Here is a 22787-nt window from a genome sequence, read left to right as displayed (position 1 = left end):
GTTATGGAAAAGAAAGTGCACGTAAAATGCACGTGGGAGAATGGGATATGAAAAATGCTATTTATTACAATGTATTGCGGCGGTTTGTTCGCGGGTTCGAATCCCCCTCTCACCGCCATCTTCAAAGAAGAGCCTGAACTCACGTTCAGGCTTTTTTTTACATATTCTCCGCCGAGGGGGATGAGAAGCCCCGACCGGGGTTCGACAAAACGGCCCGCCGTTTTGCATGGCCGTCAGGCCACCCGAAGGGCGAGCGCAGCGAGTGAATCCCCCTCTCACCGCCACATTCAAAGAAGAGCCTGAACTCACGTTCAGGCTTTTTTTTTACATATTCTCCGCTGAGGGGGATGAGAAGCCCCGACCGGGGTTCGACAAAACGGCCCGCCGTTTTGCATGGCCGTCAGGCCACCCGAAGGGCGAGCGCAGCGAGTGAATCCCCCTCTCACCGCCATATTCAAAGAAGAGCCTGAACTCACGTTCAGGCTTTTTTTTATATATTCTCCGCCGAGGGGGATGAGAAGCCCCGACCGGGGTTCGACAAAACGGCCCGCCGTTTTGCATGGCCGCAAGGCCACCCGAAGGGCGAGCGCAGCGAGTGAATCCCCCTCTCACCGCCATCTTCAAAGAAGAGCCTGAACTCACGTTCAGGCTTTTTTTTATATATTCTCCGCCGAGGGGGATGAGAAGCCCCGACCGGGGTTCGGCGTCTAGATACCTTGATGCTTAGAGGTAAAGAGTTCAGGGCCGTTATCGCGAAGGAGTTGCAGCATCCGCATCACCGGTGGGCTCGGTGTGATTTCACCTCGCTCCCATTTCGATACGCTATCGACCGTCATGCCAAATGAGAGAGCCACAAGCGATTGCGACATTCCCCAACGCATGCGCACGTCTTTGATTTCAGTTGCTGTCATGGGCTTTACTGATGCAATACGGGCACGGAGTTCACGATTTTTTGCGCGCTTTGCTATGGACTCCACTTCTTCATCTGTTGCCAGTCCTAACGCGTGAAACGCTTTCGCATCTTCAAGTAGTTCACTCAATTCGGCGGGTTCAGTTTTCATTACATTTAACCTCTCTGACCATTCCGCTTCTGACGAGCAGGCTCATCACTTCACTATTTGCACGGAAAAACATTCTTGCCACATCCCTGTAGGTATCCAGCTGATCTTCATCGATTTCCCTGGCGTATTTCCTCGACAAGTTTTTGACCCATCCATCGTAATAAACCAGGTTGGTGCCTTGTCTGAAGAAGATGACCGTTCGCGCGCCGCCACGCTTGCCTTGGTGAAGAGCAAGACGCTTTTTAATAACGCCACCGCCTAAGTCAGCCTCAAACACGCCAGTAAAAACGTCACCTGCTGCGTAACACAGGACGCTGTCTGTCAGACGCGTTTTTTTAAACACTCTGTCAAAACGTTTATGAACATAAAGCGTAAAACCCATGAAAAGTCCCTTTTCGTTATGGCGAGAATTATAGTAATGATTACTACACTTCACAAGCCAAAGGCCCCTGGTCTTACGTCCAAATGGATCTAAAGCTATTTGTAAAAAAGCAAGAAATCCAATCGGTGCGCATCGCCATTACCGCTGGCCATGAATAACACCCGCCCACACTATCAGCGATTCAGATTCCCCACTCACCTGTTCACGCCTTGCGTACGCGAAGTGCGAGCCGCTCCCCAAAAAATTACGCGCTACGAAATGTATCCCCTACCAATACAAAGGGCCTGCCGGTGTACCCGGCAGGCCCTTTAACATATTCACCCGTTACTTTTTATCCAGCGACCATGTCGCGCTGCGGACATCGACCTTCACCGGCAATAAACCGATTTGTGTAAATTTATCTGCCAGTGCCTGCTGCTCTTTGAAAACATCCGGCGTCATGCGCTCGGCCCCTAAGGGCATTCTTGCCAGCGCGCGCTGCCAGATAAGTTCGGGCAGGCCAGTCGAGCCAGACAGAATTTTCGCGGCTTCGCCCTGGTTTTTATTGGCCCAGCTGCTCAGCTTTTGCAGCTCTGAAAGAACCTCTTTGGCCTCGTCTGGATGACCTTCCGCAAATTTGCGGCTGGCCAGATAAAAGGTGTAGTGCGGTACCAGCCCCTCGGCATTTTTAAGCAGCCGCGCGCCGGCGGTGGTTTCTACTTCCGCCAGGTAAGGGTCCCAGATGACCCATGCATCTACAGCGCCTCGCTGGAAAGCCGCTCGCGCATCAGCAGGAGGAAGATAAACCGGCGTGATATCCTTGTATTTTAGCCCCGCCTGCTCAAGGGCTGATACCAGAAGATAATTCACATCCGATCCCTTGTTCAGGGCGACGCGCTTGCCTTTTAAATCCTTGACACTTTTTATCGTCGAATCCGCAGGCACCACTATGGCTTCGGTTTGTGGATTTGCCGGTGAATGGCCCAGATAAACCAGGTCAGCCTGCGCGGCTTGCGCAAAAGTTGGCGGCGCATCACCCGTTGCGGCCAGATCGATGCTGCCTATGTTGAGCCCTTCCAGCATTTGCGGTCCCGCCGGAAATTCCACCCAGTGCACGGCAATCCCCTGCTTTTTGAATTCACTGTCGAGCGTGCCCCGGTATTTCAGTAAGGCAAAAATGTTGGCTTTCTGAAAACCGATATTCACTACCCTGGGTTTCTCTTCTGCGTGTGCCGTCACGATGCTGCTAATGTGCGCGACCGCAAGCAGTGCGCTGAATATGATTTTTTTCATGTCTCTTTCCTGAGTGGTGTTGTCGTCAGCGCAACATAGCAAATCAGGCCTCAACGCCTTAATGCGTAAAACTTCTATCTTTAGTCATAAAACGTCATTGCGACCACACCGCGTCACGTACGTTAATCGCGCGGGGAAACAGGCCCAGCGCGTAGAAACGATCCGCGATTCTTTGCTGCTCACGAATGATCGCCAGATTCATTGGTTGCGTCTGGTGGCTCCGCCGGGCCAGCGCCAGGCGCAGCGCGCGATCAGACATCCCCAGCTCCCCGGCCAGCAGCCCGGCGGCCTCTTTAGGATGGGCATCAATATAGCGCCCCGTCTGCTCCAGCGCGGTTACCAGTATTTCTAAAAGGTCTGGAGACTGGTTCGCGAAGTGGCGATCGGCAAGATAGAACTGATGGTTATTCACCCGCCCTACGCCGTCGGCAATGACCCGGAGCTGTTCCCCTTTTTCTGCCTCGCTCAGCAGAGGATCCCACATCATCCATGCATCAACGGCATTCAGATCGCTGGGCGTGAGCGGGTATTTAGGCGGCGCGTACACAATCCGCACGTCCTCTGGCGTCATCCCCGCCTCATCAAGGATTTGCAGCAGCAGAAAATGCACGTTGGAACCTTTATTTACGGCAATACGTTTGCCTCTTAAGTCTGCCATCTGGTTTATCTGACTGTGCTTAGCCACCAGCAACGCCACGCTCCGTGGCGCGGGCGGCTCCCAGGCAACGTACACCAGAGAACAGTGACTGGCCTGGGCAAATAACGGCGGCACTTCGCCGGTGGTGCCAAAATCAATTTCCCGATGGCTCAGCGCGTGCAGCAGCTGAGGCCCGGCGGGAAATTCGCTCCACAGGATGCTGACGTTTTGCCCGGCCAACTGCTGTTCAAGCTGCTGGCGCGCTTTGAGGATGCCAAGGTTGCCAAACTTTTGATAACCAATGCGCAACTCGCGCTCCTGCGCGCCCGTTGTTGACGCGGTGCGAAGGGTTGACGTCAGGCTGCGACGCGGCTTGATGATGCCGTAATGGCCAAGATGCGTACGCAGGCTGTTACGGCTAATCCCCAGCAACGCCGCGGCCTGTAACTGGTTGCCCTGGCTTAGTTCATAGGCATTTCTCACCAGTGCCTCAATGACGCGGGGATAAAGTGGCGTGTCACTGCACTGGATCTGCTGGCGAATAAAATCATCAAGCGCATCCTGCTTTTGTACCCGCCCCGTGCCCGTCACCGTGCCCAGCCGCAGCTGTTGTGGTTCTACCTGCGGTGTTTCACAGAGCAGCACCGCGTTGTGTAATGTATTTTCCAGTTCCCGTATATTCCCTGGCCAGGAATGGGCCTTGAGCGTTTCCATTGCCTCGTCGCTCAGGCGCAGCTGCGGTCGCCCCAGTCGGCGCGCATAGCTTTGCAGAAAATAGTTAGCCAGAACCGGGATATCCTCACACCGCTGGCGCAGCGGCGGCAAGGCAACGCTGGCGACGTTTAACCGGTAGTAGAGATCCTCGCGAAACCGCCGCTCGGCTATCGCAGTCGTCAGATCGCGGTTCGTCGCAGCAATCACCCGGACGTCAACCTTTACTGCGCGAGAAGACCCCACGCGGGTAATTTCCCTTTCCTGCAGTACGCGAAGCAGTTTGACCTGAAGCGGCAGGCTCAGCTCGCCGATTTCATCCAGCAGTAACGTCCCGCCCTGCGCGGCCTCAAACCAGCCACGATGACGGTCGGTCGCGCCGGTAAATGCCCCCTTCTCATGACCAAAGAGTTCTGATTCTGCCAGGCTCTCCGTTAGCGCACCGCAGTTCACTGCCATAAAGGGCGCATGGCGGCGCGGGCTGTGATGATGCAGATAGCGCGCCATCACCTCTTTGCCCGTGCCGGTTTCACCAATGATTAATACGGTCGCGTCCGTGGGCGCCAGCTGATCCAGAATATGCCTGAACGCCAGGGAAGCAGGGTCAATTAAATCGGGGCCAGCGTGCTGCATAGCGCGTTCCTGCTGAGTGAGTGAGAGAGCGCTAAAGATATCCCTTGTTGCGGCCAGAAACGAGCCGCTGCCCAGCGTGAATTGCTGCAAATACAGCAGCATCCGTCACACATTGCTGCATTTGCAGCAGTCGCCGCCGCCGCAATAAAAATCTATCTTATTGATATTAAAAAATAAAAAACACTTAACCTGTTGGCACGTATCCTGCTTAAAGCTATATAACTGAAAATTAATTTTCTAATTGCCAATTTCAAATATCGTTATAAAGGAATCTACTAATGCCTGATACCGCTGAAAAAAACATCAATCTTTTTTGGTTCTTACCGACACATGGTGACGGGCGTTATTTGGGAACCACCCAAGGCGGCAGAGCGGTAGACCTGCCCTATCTGCAACAGGTAGCCCTTGCCGCCGATAATCTGGGTTTCTATGGCGTTTTAATTCCCACTGGAAAAAGCTGCGAAGATGCCTGGCTGGTAGCCTCTGCGCTGGTGCCGATTACCAAACAGCTTCGTTATCTGGTAGCCGTCCGACCGGGATTGCAGCCACCCAGCCTGGCGGCGCGCATGGCGGCTACGCTGGATCGTCTGTCTGAAGGACGTTTGCTGATCAATGTGGTGACCGGCGGCGATCCGGTTGAAAACAAGGGCGACGGCATTTTTCTCAGCCACGCAGAACGTTATCAGGTCACCCGTGAGTTTCTTGATGTCTATTCCCGCCTGCTTAAAGGAGAGAAAGTGGACTATCACGGGGAACATATTCACGTGGAAGGGGCTGAAATTCTCTTTCCACCGGTACAGGCCGAAGGTCCACCGCTTTATTTCGGTGGCTCATCCGATGAAGCGGTTGACGTTGCAGCCCGTCAGGTTGATACCTATCTGACCTGGGGCGAACCCTTAGCGCAGGTTGCCGCTAAACTTGAAGGGGTGCGGAAGCGCGCAGAGGAACGCGGCAGGACGCTTTCCTACGGTATTCGTCTGCACGTCATCGTGCGGGAAACCGAGGAAGAAGCCTGGGCCGCGGCGGATAAGCTGATCGCACATCTGGATGAAGACACCATCGCCGCCGCCCAGAAAATCTTTGCCAGAATGGATTCGACCGGACAGGCTCGCATGAGCGCACTCCACGGTGGCTCGCGTGATGGACTGCGCATCGGTCCCAACTTATGGGCTGGCGTCGGTCTGGTACGCGGCGGCGCGGGTACCGCGTTGGTGGGAAATCCGCAGCAGGTCGCGGAACGGATTCGGGAATACCAGGCGCTGGGCATTGATAACTTTATTCTGTCCGGTTATCCGCATCTCGAAGAAGCACACCGGGTTGCCGATTTGCTGATGCCGCTGTTGCCGCTTTCAACCCCTGCGGGAAATAAACAGCGCACGGTTAATACCGGTCCTTTTGGCGAAACCATCGGAGGCGACCGTCGTCCCGAAAAACAGGCCAGTGCAAGCTAATCAGAGAGGCAGTGTATGTCCGAGCAGCATATTGTCATTGTGGGTGGAGGATTCAGCGGAACGGCGCTGGCCGTTCATCTTGGTCGTCTGGGCGGCGCGGGCCTGCGCGTCACGGTCATCGAACCCCGCGCGCAGCTGGCCCAAGGTGTGGCTTACTCGACCACCGACCCGGCGCATCGCACCAACGTGCCCGCCTCGCGTATGCAACTCGCCGGCGACGAGGAAGGCAGCTTTGAGCGCTGGTTCCGTGCCTCTGCCGCATTTGCCAGGGATGCGGCGGCTGAATGGCACGACGGCACGGTTTTTCCGCAGCGCAGGCAGTTTGGCCAGTGGGTCAGTGAACAGTTTGATGCAGTAAAACAGCATTCTCCTGTTGAGCTGTTGCATGTGCAGGACCGCGCCGTTGCGCTGCGACAAGGTACGGTCAGCACCGCATCCGGTGCGCATCTCGATGCTGATATCGTGGTACTGGCCATCAGCCATCCCGCGCCTCAACTTCCCTCAGCCCTGGCTTCGCTGGCACCTCACCCTGCACTGATTGCCGATCCCTGGCGGGAAGGTGCCCTGTCACAGATTGCGCCTGACGACCGGGTTGCCATTGTGGGTACCGGCTTAACCATGTCAGACATGGTTGCGACCCTGGACCGTCAGGGACATCGCGGGCCAGTCACCGTCTTTTCCCGACGCGGTCAGCTTCCGCGTTCCAGCCTCACTGAGGACAATTTCAGCTGGCATCTTGGTATTGATTTCAGCAAACCTCTGGGCGTTCGCGCATGGCTACGCCGGATCAGACAGGAAATTCGCCAGGCGGCGGCCAGGCACATCCCGTGGCAGGTGGTGTTCGATGAAGTCCGTCACAACGGTCAGGCGATTTGGCAAAGCCTGTCGCTGGATGAACAACGGCGTTTCCTGCGGCATCTGCGGCCATGGTGGGACGTTCACCGTTATCGGATTGCCCCCCAGGTTGGGCAGGTGTTAAAACACCACCAACGCAGCGGCACACTCCGCGTGCTCGCAGCACGACTGACCGCGGCGGCGGCGTTGCCCTCTGCCGTCAGGCTCAGCCTGCAACCGCGTTTCGGCGGCGTACAGGCGCTGGAGGTGGACAAGATCATCGTCACCACCGGTCCTGCGCATGGCGCGTTGATTGAGCGCGATGCGTTACTCAACCAGCTGGCTCAGGATGGCGTTATTCAGTCCGATCCGCTGGCGCTGGGAATTCATGTCAATGCCCGGTCACAGACGCTAAACCCCAAGGGCCAGGCGAATCCTCATCTGTATGTGGTCGGGCCTGCGGCGCGCGGACGTTTTGGTGAATTAATGGGCCTGCCGCAGGTTGCCACACATGCTGAGGCCGTCGCACGCCAGTTGCTCAACCTCACTGATGACACGCGTCATGAGCGATGTCCCCTTTCTCTGACTAATTAATTTACCCCCCTTTTTCATCCCAACGAAGTGGGCGGCCCGACAGTGCCGCATCCGCTCAGGAGTTTGCTATGCCTAAACAACGTGAAATCCGCCTTAATGCGTTTGATATGAACTGTGTGGGTCACCAGTCACCTGGCCTGTGGGCGCACCCTCGCGACCGCTCGTGGCAATACAAAGATCTGGAATACTGGACAGATTTGGCGGTCCTGTTGGAACGCGGTAAGTTCGACGGCCTGTTTATCGCCGACGTCTTGGGGATTTACGATGTTTTCAACGGGAATAATGATGCTGCTCTTCGCAGTGCCGCCCAGGTACCGGTCAATGACCCGCTGGCTCTGATTACGCCGATGGCGATGGTGACAAAGCACCTCGGTTTTGGCCTGACCGCATCACTCTCTTTTGAGCATCCCTATCCGTTTGCCCGGCGCATGTCGACGCTGGATCATCTGACCAAAGGTCGGATCGGCTGGAATATCGTTACCTCCTATCTGGAAAGCGGAGCCCGCAATCTGGGACAGGTCAGCCAAACCAGCCACGATGCGCGTTATGACTACGCCGACGAATATCTGCAGGTGGTATACAAGCTGCTGGAAGGCAGTTGGGAGGATGATGCCGTGATACGCGATCGCCAGCGTCATATTTTCAGCGATCCCAATAAGGTGCATCCCATTAATCATCAGGGAACGTTTTTCCAGGTACCGGGCATTCATCTGTGTGAGCCTTCGCCCCAGCGCACGCCTGTGCTGTATCAGGCAGGCGCATCCAGCCGCGGTAAAGCCTTCGCCGCACAACACGCCGAGTGCGTATTTGTTGCCGCGCCGTCTAAAGTGCTGTTGAAGAAAACCGTGGCTGATATACGTCGTCGTGCAGAGGAGGCCGGTCGCGATCCGCGCAGTATTCTGATTTTCAATATGCAAACGGTCATTGTGGGGGAAACCGATAAAGCGGCCCAGGCCAAGTGGCAGGATTACAAACGCTATGTCAGCCATGAAGGCGCACTGGCGCTGATCTCCGGCTGGACCGGCATCGATTTCAGTCAGTACCAACCCGATCAGGTTTTTAAGCATCTGCATACCGATGCCATTCAGTCTGTTGTAGAGAGCTTCTCCACAGCCGATCCGCAGCGTGAATGGACGGTGCAAAACATGGCCGACTGGGTGGGCATTGGCGGCTTTGGCCCCCTGCTGGTGGGCAGCACAGAAACCGTTGCCGATGAACTGCAAAGCTGGGTGGAGGAGACGGACGTGGATGGCTTTAATCTGGCCTATGCCCTCACGCATGAAACCTTTGCTGATGTCGTCGATCTGCTGGTGCCGGAACTGCAAAAACGTGGCGTTTATAAACAGGATTACCAACCCGGTACGCTGAGAGAGAAGCTGTTTGCTAAGGGCGCCCGCCTTGAGCATCCTCATCCCGGCGCAGGATATCGACGCACAACCTCGGTATCAGGCCGGGTTGTGCCTGCGGAGGCATCATGAGGGGATTTAACGATCTGCTCGGATAGCCCGTCTGCCGCTGAGCAGACTGACATCACGTCCCCTTGCCCGCTAATTTTACCGGATGCGTCACAGCGCACCCGGTATTTCCCTTATCTACAAAAATCAAATTAACTTATTGAAATTAAAGTAATAGTTATCACTTTTTGTTGTTTGTTTACATCGCGATTCCTGCATATAAAGGCGTCACCTGTACAGACAATAACGAGGATAAAATGAGCACATTAAATATCGATGACGATGCCGCGATCCCCTTACCTCACTCAACGCCCATTCGCTCCGTCAGCGACGTTGCAAAGTTGATTAATACGCAAAGTGAGAAAAACAGCTACGCACGCTGGATCGTGTTTCTGGCGTTAGGCGGCGTATTTCTGGATGCCTACGACCTGACCACCCTGTCTTACGGCATTGATGATGTCGTGAAAACATTCAGCTTAACGCCCACATTAACCGGACTGGTCACCTCATCCATTATGATTGGCACCATTGTCGGTAATCTGGTCGGGGGCTGGCTGACGGATAAATATGGCCGCTATTCCGTCTTTATGGCGGACATGCTTTTTTTTGTGGTGTCCGCTATTGCGGCCGGCCTGGCGCCGAACGTCTGGGTACTGATTGGCGCGCGCTTTTTGATGGGCGTTGGTGTGGGCATCGATTTGCCTGTCGCGATGGCCTATCTGGCCGAATTTTCGAAATTCTCCGGAAAGGGGAATAAAGCGTCGCGGCTCGCCGCCTGGTGCCCCATGTGGTATGCCGCGTCTTCGGTGTGCTTTCTGATTATTTTTGGCCTTTACTTTCTGCTGCCTGCAGAGCACCTCGACTGGCTGTGGCGCGCTTCATTGCTGTTTGGCGCAGTGCCTGCCCTGCTCATCATTGCTGTGCGCAGCAGGTTTATGAATGAGTCTCCGCTGTGGGCCGCAAACCAGGGGGATTTAAGCGGCGCAGCGCGAATCCTGCGCGATTCGTACGGCATTCACGCGCACGAAGATAAGCGCGCTGAGCCGGCGGCCAAACCCGTCGCCCAGGCGGTCAGTTTTCGCGTCTTGTTTCAAAAACCTTACCGGGAGCGCACCGTTGTGGCGGCGGTGATGAACGCCTGTATTTCATTCGAATATACGGCGATCGCCTTTTTCCTGCCCTCTATCCTGGCGCAGTTTCTGGGGGCGGGCGTCTTTGAAACGATCTCCGCCTCGCTAGGACTTAACGCGCTGTTCGCCTTTACCGGCGGCCTGCTTGGCATGCGTCTGGCCTGGCGATTTCCGTCACGCCATGTTGCGATTGCCGGATTTGCCCTGCAGTTTATTGCGCTGATCTCACTGGCTCTGATTGGCCATCCTGTTGCAACCTACGGCGTCGTATTTGCCATTTTACTGCTGGGGCTATGGTTGTTTGCTGAGGGCTTTGGGCCAGGAGCGCAGTTAATGATCTATCCCGCCCTCTCCTATCCCACGCACATTCGGGCCACCGGCGTCGGTTTTAGTCGTTCCGTCTCGGGCATCGGGAGCGCGCTGGCGCTGTTCATTCTGCCCATATTGCAGGCGGCTTATGGCACCAATATGTTCTGGATCGTGTCACTAGCCGCCCTCATTCCCATCATTTTCCTGTTAGTCGTCCGGTTTGAACCCACTCGTCACGATATCGATGACCAGTCAACACACGGAGAACACCATGTCTGAGCCCGATTACACCTCACTGGCGGCGCGTTTCCGCCCCATCTTTGCCCGCATCGCCGAAGGCGCTGCCGATCGCGAACGGAATCGTACCCTGCTTCACGAGCCGGTTCGCTGGCTGAAGGCGGCGGGTTTTGGCACACTGCGTATTCCACAAGCAAACGGCGGATTGGGTGCCTCGCTGCCACAACTGTTCCGCTTACTGACCGAGCTGGCAGAAGCGGATTCTAACCTGCCTCAGGCGCTGCGCGCGCACATGGCCTTTGTCGAGGATCGTCTTAACCAGCCCGACAGTGAGGCGCGCCAGCGCTGGTTTAATCGGTTTATCGACGGTGATATTGTCGGGAGCGGCTGGAGTGAAACAGGCAGCGTTCGATTAGGAGACGTGAATACGCAGGTGTCGCCCGCCGCCAACGGCTGGCGGCTTGAGGGCGAAAAATTTTACAGCACCGGCACGCTGTATGCCGACTGGATTGATGTTTACGCTAAGCGTACGGACAACCAGCGCGATGTCATTGCGGTGGTCAGTACACATCAGGATGCGGTAGTGCGAGAGGATGACTGGGACGGATTTGGTCAACGTCTTACCGGTAGCGGAACCACGCGTTTTCATCAGGCCGTTGTGGAACCTGCCCATGTCTATGATTTCAGCGAGCGCTTCCGATATCAAACCGCCTTCTATCAGCATGTCTTACTGGCGACGCTGGCCGGGATCGGCCGGGCTATCGTGCGGGACGTGTCACAGGGCGTAGCAAACCGAAAACGAATCTACAGCCACGGTAATGCCCGTCACGTCAGCCAGGACGTGCAGGTCTTGCAGGTGGTGGGACAGATCAGCAGTTGGATATGGGCAACCGATGCCGCCGTGCAGCGGGCCACGCACGCGCTGCAACAGGCTTTTGATACGCACGTTCAGGGACAAGATGAAACGCAGATTCATGCCGCCAACGTCCAGGCAGAAGTGGAGGCTGCGAAGGCGCAGGTCGTGGCCGTGGATTGGGTGACGCGTGCGGCCAGTGAGCTGTTTAACGCGCTTGGCGCGTCAGATACGCGAGTGAGTAAAGCGCTGGACCGTCACTGGCGCAATGCCCGAACGATTGGCTCGCACAATCCGGTGATCTATAAAAGCCGTAACGTGGGCGACTGGGAAGTCAACGGGCGCGATCCTACCTTTATCTGGCAAATCGGCAGCGGCGAATAGCGCCCCATCACGGAGATAAAAAACCCGGCCGAAGCCGGGTTTTGGTCGCTACATGACTCAATCGAACGCTAGCTGTAAGCATGCAAAGTGCGCTGACACAGCGCGGAACGCACGCAATCCTCTTTGCCAAAACGGACAATGCCCACCATCTCGTCCTCTTCAAAACGCGCCAGCGCGTCCGCGAGACCAGAAGGCACCCCAGCGGGCAAATCGCACTGGGTTATATCGCCGTTAACAATCACCGTGACGTTTTCGCCAAGGCGGGTCAGAAACATTTTCATTTGCGCAGCGGTAACGTTCTGCGCTTCATCGAGAATCACCACTGCATTTTCAAAGGTACGACCGCGCATATAAGCAAAGGGCGCGATTTCAACTTTGCCAATTTCGGGACGCAGACAATATTGCATAAAGGATGCGCCAAGACGTTTAACCAGAATGTCGTAAACCGGGCGGAAATACGGGGCGAATTTTTCTGAGATATCCCCGGGAAGGAATCCCAGATCTTCATCCGCCTGCAGCACCGGGCGCGTAACGATAATCCTGTCGATATCCTTATGAATCAGGGCCTCTGCCGCTTTCGCAGCACTAATCCAGGTTTTGCCGCAGCCTGCCTCGCCGGTAGCGAAGATAAGCTGTTTTGATTCTATGGCGTTGAGATAGTGCGCCTGAGCTTCATTGCGGGCTTCAATCGGAGCACGATCGCGCACATCGCGCGCCATGCCAATCGAGTCCAGCCCACCCATTTGCACCAGCGAAGTGACCGATTCTTCTTCACGCTGACGATGACTGCGGGAGTCATTGCGAAGCACTCGTCTTGCTTCTCGACGCGCTTTGATCACTGCTTTCTGTCTTCCCATAGTGGCACCTTACAGTTGGTTTCATTTCCCGCTCAGGCAACAAGCCCGATGCGATTACGTGAACGCTTTAGAGGTTTCAGTTGGCTTCCTTTAGAGCCGTGACAGGCCATGACGATTGATATCCGGCAGCAAAACAGCCAGGCCGTATACCGGTAAAAAAGGAGTGAGGTTGAAAAGAGAAAACACATTGCGGTGTAAAAGCGGTTGAGGAAGAAATCTCCTCACGGGTAAATGCGATATTTTTTACTGCTGAACGGCTGTAAAAACATCTATCCATGCGCGAACTCCAGTGTGAGACATCAACACGCCCGATTACGCTTTCATAGTAAAGTGAACCATCTTATTGGTATTTTGCAACAGTATTTTCACTTTCTTGAAAAATAAATATTCAACCGTGCGTTATCGCCAACCTTACTTAAATTAAATTACGCAAGTATTACAGAGAGTTAGTTTATTTTTCAATGCGGCATCAACGGTTTAAAACGGAGCGCGAAAACACTGGCGGGAGATAAAAAACCTGAGACAGAAATACGGCACACTGGGCGGTCAGGCACAGAATGCCGTGATTAAAATTTAATCAGCTTTCAAGTAAGGACTGGCCCAAATAATGATTTTCATTGATAACGCCGGGTAATACAAAAAAGTATCCGCCGCCAAAGGGACGTATATACTCTTCCAGCGCTTCACCATTCAGACGGTTTTGTACGGTCAGAAAACCCAATTCTAAATCATGTTGATAACAAACAAACAGCAAGCCCATTTCCATCTGGCCTGACGCTGAAATACCCGCCGAATAACTGTAGCCCCGGCGCAGCATCAGGCTGCTTTCGGTCGCAGGCGTGCGCGGGTTCGCCAGCCGAATATGCGCATCCAACGCAATGACATCGCCATCAGGATCCTGGCGATAATCCGGCACGTCGTGCTCGTTTTTCATGCCCAGTGGTGCGCCGCTTAATTTCTCGCGACCAAAGATCGTTTGTTGCTCACCCAATGGCGTGCGATCCCACATTTCCACATGAAAACGGATCAACCTTACTGCCTGATAACTGCCGTGACGGGCCCACGCGGGTTCCGCCTGCTCTTCCGTTACCCACAGCAGCTTATCCATCAACGCCATGTTATGCGTATCGGGATTGGCCGTGCCGTCTTTAAAACCCAGCAGATTAATGGGCGTTTCTTTTCCCGCGCTGCGCGCGGCATGATCGGAAATAAAACCTTCCCGTCGCCAGCGAATGCCGAGCAAATCGGGCGTATGTTTCACCACATCACGGAGTGCATGAATCACCGTGTCCTGCGTGTTAGCACAGATTTGCAACAGCAGATCGCCGTGGCACTGATTTGCATCCAGAGAGTCGTTAGGGAAACGGCTCATGGCCTGCAGTTTGGCCGGCTTAAGCGCCGCCAGACCAAAGCGCGAATCAAACAGGGAATGACCGACGGAAACCGTCATCGTCAGGTTGTCCGGGGCAATCTCGGCGCCCAGAATGCCTGAATCCAGCGGCGGCAGCTGTGGGTTGGTCACCGCGGGCGCCATCCCGCCCCGGGTCAGAAACGCGATGCGCTGCGTAAGCAGTTTGAACAAACGCTGCAGTTCCTGCTTATCGCGGGTCAGCACATCGAACGCGACCAGCATCATTGACGCCTGCTGTGGCGTCGTAATGCCGGATTGATGCACGCCATAAAAGGGCTGCACTTGCTGACGCGCGTTCGGCGTTACCGTGCCGGGCGAAAAGCTGTCCGGGTTTTCGGCGGCCGCGGCATGAAACGGACACCCACCGCTGACGGCCGCCGCGCCGCCCAGCATCCCCAGTCCTTTCAATAAACGGCGGCGCGATGGCTGGCTTAACGCCTTATCCTTATCCATCATCAATCCAGGCCTAAGGTGCCACGCAGCAGAGAAAGATCTTCCGCCAGGGCAGTAATCGGCCCTTTCAGCGCGGTTCGATCGGCTGGCGTCAGTTTTTCATACGATTCATAACCCTGACCGCTGCGGTATTTATCCAGAATCGCGTCAACTTTCGCGAAATTGGCATCCACTTTTGCCAGAAGCGCTGGATTTGCCTGCTTCAGGATGGGGCGCAACAGCTCGACAATTTTTTGCGCGCCATCCACGTTCGCCCGGAAATCCCACAGGTCGGTACGGCTGTAACGATCTTCTTCGCCGGAGATTTTACTGGAAGCCACTTCTTCGATCAGCCCTGCGGCGCCGCCCACGACCTTGGCCGGTGGGAACGCCAGCTCGCTAACGCGTTTCTGCAAATCGCGCACGTCGTTGTTTAACTGCTCGGCATAGCCCGCCATATCTTTGGTGCTATTATCGGCAAACAACGCTTTCTCAAGCCGGTGAAAACCGGTGAATTTCGGGTCTTCAGCCTTTTTCTCATAATCATCTTCACGGGCGTCAATGCGACCATCCAGATCGGAGAACAGCTCAGCTATCGGCTCTATACGTTCGTAATGCTGGCGCGTGGGGGCAAACAGCGCTTTGGCTTTTTCGATATCTCCGGCTTTCACCGCATCCGTAAAGGCCTGGGTTCCCGCCACCAGCTGGTTGACTTCGTCCGTCACGTAGGCTTTGTAGGCGTTGATTGGCCCCGCCAGCTGCATCAGTTCTGTTTTACCTTTCTGTACGTTTTTGCCCGCGCCGCCCTGGACAATCAGCTTGCCTTTCGGGTTCGTCAGCAGGCCGCAGGTCATTTCATATTCGCCCGCTTCAAGGTTGGCGGTCAGTTTTTGACTGAAGCCGGGCGCAATATTTTCGCGCTCCTCAACCACCATCACCCCTTTAAGGATTTCCCATTCCAGCGCCTTTTGGCTGTTGTTTTTGATTAGAAACTGAGTCTTGCCCGCCTGAACCGTCAGTGACATCGGTTCACACTGCTTGTCCGTGACACTCACGCTAACCTGTGGAATGGCTGCAGCCAGTGTGGAGCCGGAAACCGCCAGCAGCGAAGCCAGCACCGCGTGACGACGAAAACGCTTCTTCATATTTTTCCCTATTCAGTCAGAGGCGCGCCTGACGCGCCTGGTAAACGCGTTAGCGCGCAGCGGCTGAGGTTCCAGCACGTGCAGGCATAACAAACAGTAATAATGCCGGAATCAAATAAAGCAGCCAGACGGCCACTTCACTTACGCTGGGGGCTTCCTGATAACCCAGAATGCCTTCAAGCAGCGTGCCAAACAGTGAATGGGTCGATAAGGTGTTACTCATATCGAAGGCCACCTGCTGAAAATGGTTCCACAGCCCGGCTTCATGAAAGGCACGGATAGCGCCAGCTGCCAGCCCCGCGGCCACCAGAAGAATAAAAAGGCTGGTCCAGCGGAAAAAGTGCGCCATATTCAGACGAACCCCGCCCCAGTAGATCAACATGCCCAGCACAACGGCCGTCGCCAGGCCAAGCACGGCCCCCAGCGGCGGCGCATAACCGACGTCCTGAGTGAAGGCGGCCAGTAAAAAGAACACTGACTCCAGCCCTTCCCGGGCGACGGCAAGAAACACCATCAGGACCAGGGCCAGGCCGCCCCCGGCTGATTTCTGTAAAGCCTGATCGACCGCCTGCTCAAGTTCCAGCTTGATATTGCGCGCCACCCGGCGCATCCAGAACACCATTGAGGTCAGGATGACGACCGCGACCACCGCAACAATGCCTTCAAAAAGCTCTTGCTGCTTCTGAGGAAACTCCCCTGTGGTTTGGTTAATGACGATGCCCAGCGCAAGGCAAAGCGCAGCGGCAATAAACACGCCCGCCCACATGGCAGGGAACCATTGTGTGCGCTGCGTCCTTTTCAGGTAGCTGGCAATAAGGCTCACGATGAGCGCTGCCTCCAGGCCTTCACGCAGCATGATGAGAAAGGGAACAAACATCGCCGACCTCTTAAATGTTAAGCAGCGTAAATGGGACGTAAATTTACGTAAAAACGAACGATACCGATTATCATTACCACTCAGAAAAAAACAAGTTCCTCCGTGAAATAATTTCGTAACTGTCTGTGCCAGACGCAGGCCAAAAAAAAGCCCGCCCTTTACAGGGCAGGCTTTTCAACACGTTCACGCCTTATTTAGTCTGGAATTCTGCCTCGGCAGCATCGAAGCGTTCAATGGCCGCTGCAGAAGGTTCCCGGCCTGCCAGGCTGAAGACCACAATGGCGATACTGGCAAAAATAAAGCCCGGAATGATTTCATACAGGCCGAGCCAGCCATACTGTTTCCATACCAGTACCGTGACCGCACCGACAATCATTCCCGCCAGCGCACCGTTGCGGTTCATGCGTTTCCAGCACACGCCAAACAGTACTACCGGTCCAAATGCCGCGCCAAAACCGGCCCATGCGTAGCTGACCAGGCCTAACACCCGATTTTCGGGATTCGACGCCAGCGCGATGGCCACTAACGCTACCAGCAGCACCATGAGGCGCCCTACCCAAACCAGTTCTTTCTGGCTGGCATTCTTGCGTAAAAAGCCTTTGTACAAATCTTCCGTCAGCGCACTGGAGCAGACCAGCAGCTGGCAGCTGAGCGTGGACATGACCGCCGCCAGAATGGCAGACAGTAAAATACCGGCAATCCACGGATTAAACAGAATACGTGCCAGCTCAATAAAGACGCGCTCTCCATTCTGTGAAACGCCCGCAGCCAGAGAAGGATTATTGTGGAAATAGGCGATCCCAAAGAAGCCCACGGCCACCGCGCCCGCCAGACAGAGAATCATCCACGCCATGCCGATACGGCGCGCGGTACGAATGGAACGATGTGAATCCGCCGCCATAAAACGTGCCAGGATATGAGGCTGACCGAAATAGCCCAGTCCCCAGCCCAGCAGTGACAGCACGGCCACGAAATTCAGGCCTTTGAACATATCGACGTTTTCAGCGTTTTTGGCCTCAATCACCGCCATCGAATCGCTCCAGCCACCCACGGCGATAACCACGATGACTGGCGTCAGGATCAGCGCGAAGATCATCAGGCTGGCCTGAACGGTATCCGTCCAGCTCACCGCCAGGAATCCGCCCACCAGGGTATACAGAATGGTGGCGGCGGCACCGGCCCAGAGGGCGGTGGAGTAATCCATACCAAAGGTGCTTTCAAACAGACGCGCGCCCGCTACCACGCCTGATGCGCAGTAGATAGTGAAAAACACCAGAATCACCACGGCAGAAATGACCCGCAAGATTTTGCTGCGATCTTCAAAGCGGCTGGTAAAGAAGTCAGGCAGCGTCAAGGCATTATCATGATGTTCCGTCTGAACCCGTAAGCGCCCCGCGACAATCTTCCAGTTAAACCATGCACCAATAATCAGGCCAATGGCGATCCAGCTTTCAGAGATACCGGAAAGAAAAATGGCACCCGGCAATCCCATTAGCAACCATCCACTCATATCGGAGGCTCCAGCGGACAGCGCAGTCACGACACTGCCCAGGCTGCGTCCGCCCAGAATATAGTCGTCGAAGTTTTTCGTTGAGCGCCAGGCAATAAAACCGATAAGCACCATCCCAAGGATATAAATTAAAAAGGTCACCAACATTGGCGTACTTACTGTCATTTGTTTCTCCGTTATTATCCGATCTCTTGAGAGAAATCTTTTTCCTGCCCCCCTCGGAACGTGAAGGCGTCAGGCTGTTACCGCATCAAGAGAAAGCGATTTCCCTTAAGGCGCGGTATCCTGCCGTAAAGGCACGGCGCACACAATGCATTTAACACATCCGTCACATCAGTTTCACCTCTCAATCCCTTTTTAATGCTCACAGGTTGCGCCCGCTCACAATAAAGTTGCACCTTTGCAATGATTTCACCCTTTAAATTGAATGAGGTTGCAACTTTGGCGAGTTTTTTGCAGCAAGATTTGTGCCGCTTTTAAATGTTAATTAAAAAAGGGGTTTCAAAGTGTGCAACCGAGGTCACATTTAACCTGGTTGCACAAAGTTGCAACATGGGTAATAGTGCAGCCCATGCTCTGGTCAAAACCGTTTTAAGGAAGAGAAAATCATGGGAACAACAACCATGGGGGTGAAGCTGGATGAAGCCACCCGCAACCGTATTAAACTGGCGGCGCAGAAACTCGATCGCACGCCACACTGGCTGATCAAACAGGCGATCTTTAATTATCTGACCCAGTTAGATGCGGGTGAAACGGTGGATGAGATCCCCCTGCAGCTTAACGACTCAGCGTCCGATGAGCTTGCCCCGGAAGATATGGTTCAGCCCTTCCTTGAATTCGCCGAAAACATTTTGCCGCAGTCGGTCGCCCGCTCTGCGGTGACAGCCGCCTGGCGCCGTCCTGAAACTGATGCTGTTCCCATGTTGCTTGAGCAAGCGCGCCTTCCCGCCGCCCTGGCAGAAAAAACGCAGCAGCTGGCGCACCAGCTGGCCGACAAGCTGAGGCACCAAAAAGGGGCGACCGGCCGTGCCGGCATGGTGCAAAGCCTGCTGCAGGAGTTTTCACTCTCCTCTCAGGAAGGTGTGGCATTAATGTGCCTGGCCGAGGCTTTGTTGCGTATCCCGGATAAGCCCACCCGCGATGCGCTGATCCGCGACAAGATCAGCAACGGTAACTGGCAGTCACATCTTGGCCGCAGCCCGTCACTGTTTGTGAACGCCGCGACGTGGGGATTACTGTTTACGGGCCGTCTGGTCTCAACGCACAATGAAGTCAACCTGTCGCGCTCGCTCAACCGAATTATTGGCAAGAGCGGCGAGCCGCTCATCCGGAAAGGCGTGGATATGGCGATGCGCCTGATGGGCGAACAGTTCGTGACCGGTGAAACCATCGCCGAAGCCCTGGCCAACGCCCGCAAGCTTGAAGAAAAAGGCTTCCGTTACTCCTACGATATGCTGGGTGAAGCCGCCCTGACGGCCAGCGATGCCAAAGCCTATCTGGTTTCTTATCAGCAGGCGATTCACGCCATTGGTAAAGCCTCAAACGGTCGGGGCATCTATGAAGGCCCGGGCATTTCTATCAAGCTGTCCGCACTCCATCCGCGCTACAGCCGCGCGCAGTATGATCGGGTGATGGATGAACTGTATCCGATTCTGAAGTCGCTGACCCTGTTGGCCCGCTCTTACGACATCGGCATTAACATTGATGCGGAAGAGGCCGATCGTTTAGAGCTGTCTCTCGATATGCTGGAGCGGTTGTGTTTTGAACCCGAGCTTGAAGGCTGGAACGGCATAGGTTTCGTGATTCAGGCTTATATGAAGCGTTGCCCGTTTGTGATTGATGAGCTGACAGATCTGGCCCAACGCAGCCGTCGTCGTCTCATGATTCGCCTGGTGAAAGGCGCTTACTGGGACAGCGAGATCAAACGCGCCCAGGTGGAAGGGCTGGAAGGCTATCCGGTTTATACCCGTAAGGTGTACACCGACATTTCTTATCTGGCCTGCGCCCGTAAACTGCTGGCAGTGCCCAATCTGATCTATCCGCAGTTTGCCACACATAACGCGCACACGCTGGCCGCGATCTATCAACTGGCGGGCAATAACTATTATCCCGGACAGTATGAGTTCCAGTGCCTGCATGGCATGGGTGAACCGCTCTACGATCAGGTGGTAGGCAAAGTGGCAGACGGCAAGCTCAATCGTCCCTGCCGTATCTATGCCCCCGTAGGTACACATGAAACCCTGCTGGCTTACCTGGTGCGTCGCCTACTGGAAAACGGTGCGAATACCTCCTTTGTTAACCGTATTGCCGACACGTCCATGCCGATAGACGAGCTGGTCGCCGATCCGGTGAGTGAAATTGAAAAACTGGGTGCCAGCGAAGGCACCCTGGGCCTGCCACATCCAAAGATCCCGCTGCCGCGAGACTTATATGGCAGCGACCGGGTTAACTCTGCGGGTCTGGATATGGCTAACGAGCACCGCCTTGCTTCCCTGTCCAGTGCTCTGCTGAGCGGCGCGAGTGAGCCTTATCTGGCACAACCGCTTATTGACGGCCCTGCTGGTAGCGGAGAAAGCCAGAATGTGGTGAATCCGGCCGCGCCGTCGGACGTCGTCGGTACCGTTCGCCATGCCTCAGAACAGGAGGTTTCCCAGGCCATTGAGGCGGCGGTCAATGCCGGTCCTATCTGGTTTGCCACTCCGCCGCAGGAGCGCGCGGCCATCCTTGAGCGTGCAGCCCAGTTAATGGAAGGTCAGCTACAGCAGTTGCTGGGCATTCTGGTGCGCGAAGCCGGTAAAACCTACAGCAACGCCATTGCCGAAGTGCGTGAGGCCGTGGACTTCCTCTATTACTATGCTGGCATCGTCCGCCTTGATTTTGACAACGAAACGCACCGCCCACTGGGACCTGTGGTCTGTATCAGCCCGTGGAACTTTCCGCTGGCCATTTTTACCGGTCAGGTCGCAGCCGCGCTGGCGGCCGGAAACAGCGTGCTGGCGAAGCCTGCCGAGCAGACGCCGCTGATTGCCGCGCAGGCCGTTGAGATCTTACTGAGTGCCGGTGTCCCGGCTGGCGTCGTGCAACTGCTGCCGGGCCTCGGTGAAACCGTGGGCGCACAGCTCACCGGAGACGAACGCATTCGTGGCGTGATGTTCACCGGCTCCACGGCGGTCGCCACCCTGTTGCAACGTAATCTGGCAGGTCGGCTGGATCCCCAAGGCCGCCCCACTCCGCTGATTGCTGAAACCGGCGGCATGAATGCCATGATTGTCGATTCATCCGCCCTGACAGAACAGGTGGTGATAGATATCGTCGCCTCGGCCTTTGACAGCGCGGGTCAACGCTGCTCTGCGCTGCGTCTGCTGTGCGTTCAGGAGGACGTCGCGGAACATACGTTGAAAATGCTGCGTGGCGCGATGGCGGAGTGCCGTATGGGCAATCCGGAGCGCCTGTCCACCGATATCGGCCCGGTGATCGATAAAGAGGCCAAAGCCAACATTGAGCGCCATATTCAGGCCATGCGCAATAAAGGCTTTAAGGTGTTTCAAACGGCGCAGGATCATCCACAGGACAGCAAAGAGTGGGCAACCGGAACCTTTGTGAAACCGACGCTGATTGAACTGGATAAGGTCAGCGATCTGACGCAAGAGGTATTTGGTCCGGTGTTGCACGTTGTACGCTTCACCCGCAGTGGCCTGCCGCAGTTGATCGAACAGATTAACGCCTCGGGCTATGGGCTGACGTTAGGCGTCCATACCCGCATTGACGAAACCATCATGCAGGTCACCGCAGCGGCCAAAGTGGGCAATCTGTACGTTAACCGCAACATGGTTGGCGCGGTGGTGGGCGTGCAACCATTCGGCGGCGAGGGGTTATCCGGTACCGGTCCGAAAGCGGGTGGCCCGCTTTATCTGTATCGCCTGCTGGCGAATCGCCCGGACAACGCACTCAGCACCACCCTCGCCCGTCAGGATGCTGAGCGCCCGGCCGACCATGCCCAGCGTCAGCTGCTGCTGGCAGCGCATCAGGCATTGAGCGAGTGGGCAAAAGATAAGCCTCAGCTGTCTTCACTGTGCCAGCATTATGCCGAGCTGGCTCAGGCAGGCACGGTACGCCTGCTGCCCGGTCCAACAGGCGAACGCAATACCTTCCTGTTGCTGCCGCGTGAGCAGGTACTCTGTCTGGCGGATAACGAGCAGGATGCTCTGATTCAACTGGCGGCGGTCACCAGCGTAGGCAGCCAGGCACTGTGGCAGGACGATGAGCTGCACCGCGCACTGCTGGGCACCTTACCGGCGGCGGTGAAAAACCGCATTACGCTCTCCAACGATCCCCTGTCTGCGCATTTTGACGCCGTTATCTATCACGGTGATGCCGACCAGCTCCGCAACCTGTGCGAACAGGTTGCGGCGCGCGAAGGTGCCATCGTTTCGGTGCAGGGTTTTGCGCGCGGCGAAACTAATCTGCTGCTGGAACGTCTGCTGATTGAACGTTCGCTCAGCGTTAACACCGCAGCCGCGGGCGGCAATGCCAGCCTGATGACAATCGGGTAACGTCCTTCAGGCCGATCGCTTACGTTAAAGGTTCATGCCCGGGCATGAACCTTTTTTTTG

15 protein-coding genes and 3 other RNA genes are annotated in these 22787 nt (G+C 55.5%); 9 read left to right on the top strand and 9 right to left on the bottom strand.

What is annotated here, in order from left to right; genetic code table 11:
- The first annotated feature begins 159 nt into the window (after positions 1-159).
- From PAGR_RS23090 to PAGR_RS23080, 3 genes are all read left to right on the top strand, one after another.
- Positions 160-284, top strand: a non-coding RNA gene (locus tag PAGR_RS23090) — RtT sRNA.
- 42 nt (positions 285-326) lie between these two features.
- A non-coding RNA gene (locus tag PAGR_RS23085) (RtT sRNA) lies at positions 327-451 on the top strand.
- 41 nt (positions 452-492) lie between these two features.
- Positions 493-617, top strand: a non-coding RNA gene (locus PAGR_RS23080) — RtT sRNA.
- Between the two features lie 90 nt (positions 618-707).
- Here PAGR_RS23080 and PAGR_RS09205 read toward each other — a convergent pair.
- The 4 genes from PAGR_RS09205 to PAGR_RS09190 form a co-directional block, all read right to left on the bottom strand.
- Positions 708-1061, bottom strand: coding sequence for a helix-turn-helix domain-containing protein (locus PAGR_RS09205; protein WP_014605595.1), 354 nt, complete (start codon positions 1059-1061; stop codon positions 708-710).
- Positions 1051-1443 carry a type II toxin-antitoxin system RelE/ParE family toxin gene (locus PAGR_RS09200; protein ID WP_014605594.1) on the bottom strand — a complete coding sequence of 131 codons (393 nt, stop codon included), beginning with the start codon at positions 1441-1443 and terminating at the stop codon, positions 1051-1053. Before PAGR_RS09200 ends, PAGR_RS09205 begins: the two co-directional genes overlap by 11 nt.
- A gap of 324 nt (positions 1444-1767) precedes the next feature.
- The gene (locus PAGR_RS09195) at positions 1768-2715 is read right to left on the bottom strand and encodes a sulfonate ABC transporter substrate-binding protein (protein WP_014605593.1); all 948 of its coding nucleotides are present in this window, start codon (positions 2713-2715) and stop codon (positions 1768-1770) included.
- Between the two features lie 94 nt (positions 2716-2809).
- Positions 2810-4696, bottom strand: coding sequence for an aliphatic sulfonate ABC transporter substrate-binding protein (locus PAGR_RS09190; protein ID WP_044042534.1), 1887 nt, complete (start codon positions 4694-4696; stop codon positions 2810-2812).
- A 278-nt stretch (positions 4697-4974) separates the two neighbouring features.
- On the opposite strand from PAGR_RS09190, the gene ssuD reads away from it, so the two are divergent.
- The 5 genes from ssuD to PAGR_RS09165 all read left to right on the top strand — a co-directional run bounded on the left by ssuD (position 4975) and on the right by PAGR_RS09165 (position 11942).
- Positions 4975-6147 (top strand): FMNH2-dependent alkanesulfonate monooxygenase, encoded by a 1173-nt coding sequence (ssuD, locus tag PAGR_RS09185; RefSeq protein ID WP_013026120.1) that lies wholly within the window; start codon positions 4975-4977, stop codon positions 6145-6147.
- 15 nt (positions 6148-6162) lie between these two features.
- Positions 6163-7575: an FAD/NAD(P)-binding protein gene (locus tag PAGR_RS09180; RefSeq protein WP_014605591.1), complete on the top strand. Its 1413-nt coding sequence runs from the start codon at positions 6163-6165 to the stop codon at positions 7573-7575.
- Positions 7576-7643: 68 nt separating this feature from the next.
- Entirely contained in the window at positions 7644-9053 is a 1410-nt protein-coding gene (locus tag PAGR_RS09175) for an LLM class flavin-dependent oxidoreductase (protein WP_013026122.1), read from the top strand.
- A gap of 233 nt (positions 9054-9286) precedes the next feature.
- Positions 9287-10747 (top strand): MFS transporter, encoded by a 1461-nt coding sequence (locus tag PAGR_RS09170; RefSeq protein WP_014593915.1) that lies wholly within the window; start codon positions 9287-9289, stop codon positions 10745-10747.
- Positions 10740-11942, top strand: coding sequence for an acyl-CoA dehydrogenase family protein (locus PAGR_RS09165; RefSeq protein WP_014605590.1), 1203 nt, complete (start codon positions 10740-10742; stop codon positions 11940-11942). Before PAGR_RS09170 ends, PAGR_RS09165 begins: the two co-directional genes overlap by 8 nt.
- A 68-nt stretch (positions 11943-12010) precedes the next feature.
- On the opposite strand, the gene phoH is transcribed toward PAGR_RS09165, so the two are convergent.
- From phoH to putP, 5 genes are all read right to left on the bottom strand, one after another.
- Entirely contained in the window at positions 12011-12799 is a 789-nt protein-coding gene (gene phoH, locus PAGR_RS09160; RefSeq protein WP_013026125.1) for a phosphate starvation-inducible protein PhoH, read from the bottom strand.
- A 577-nt stretch (positions 12800-13376) separates the two neighbouring features.
- Positions 13377-14666, bottom strand: a complete 1290-nt coding sequence (efeB, locus tag PAGR_RS09155) for an iron uptake transporter deferrochelatase/peroxidase subunit (protein WP_014605589.1) — start codon at positions 14664-14666, stop codon at positions 13377-13379.
- The gene (gene efeO / locus PAGR_RS09150; protein ID WP_014605588.1) at positions 14666-15787 is read right to left on the bottom strand and encodes an iron uptake system protein EfeO; all 1122 of its coding nucleotides are present in this window, start codon (positions 15785-15787) and stop codon (positions 14666-14668) included. Before efeO ends, efeB begins: the two co-directional genes overlap by 1 nt.
- 49 nt (positions 15788-15836) lie before the next feature.
- Entirely contained in the window at positions 15837-16664 is an 828-nt protein-coding gene (gene efeU, locus PAGR_RS09145) for an iron uptake transporter permease EfeU (protein ID WP_013026128.1), read from the bottom strand.
- Positions 16665-16854: 190 nt separating this feature from the next.
- Entirely contained in the window at positions 16855-18339 is a 1485-nt protein-coding gene (gene putP / locus PAGR_RS09140; RefSeq protein ID WP_014593920.1) for a sodium/proline symporter PutP, read from the bottom strand.
- Between the two features lie 443 nt (positions 18340-18782).
- On the opposite strand from putP, the gene putA reads away from it, so the two are divergent.
- Entirely contained in the window at positions 18783-22727 is a 3945-nt protein-coding gene (gene putA / locus PAGR_RS09135) for a trifunctional transcriptional regulator/proline dehydrogenase/L-glutamate gamma-semialdehyde dehydrogenase (RefSeq protein WP_014605587.1), read from the top strand.
- Positions 22728-22787: the final 60 nt, after the last annotated feature.

The sequence above is a fragment of the Pantoea ananatis PA13 genome, assembly GCF_000233595.1.
Lineage (GTDB): Bacteria > Pseudomonadota > Gammaproteobacteria > Enterobacterales > Enterobacteriaceae > Pantoea > Pantoea ananatis.
Note: the sequence above shows the minus strand (reverse complement) of the source record. Positions and strands in the feature narration are given on the sequence as shown.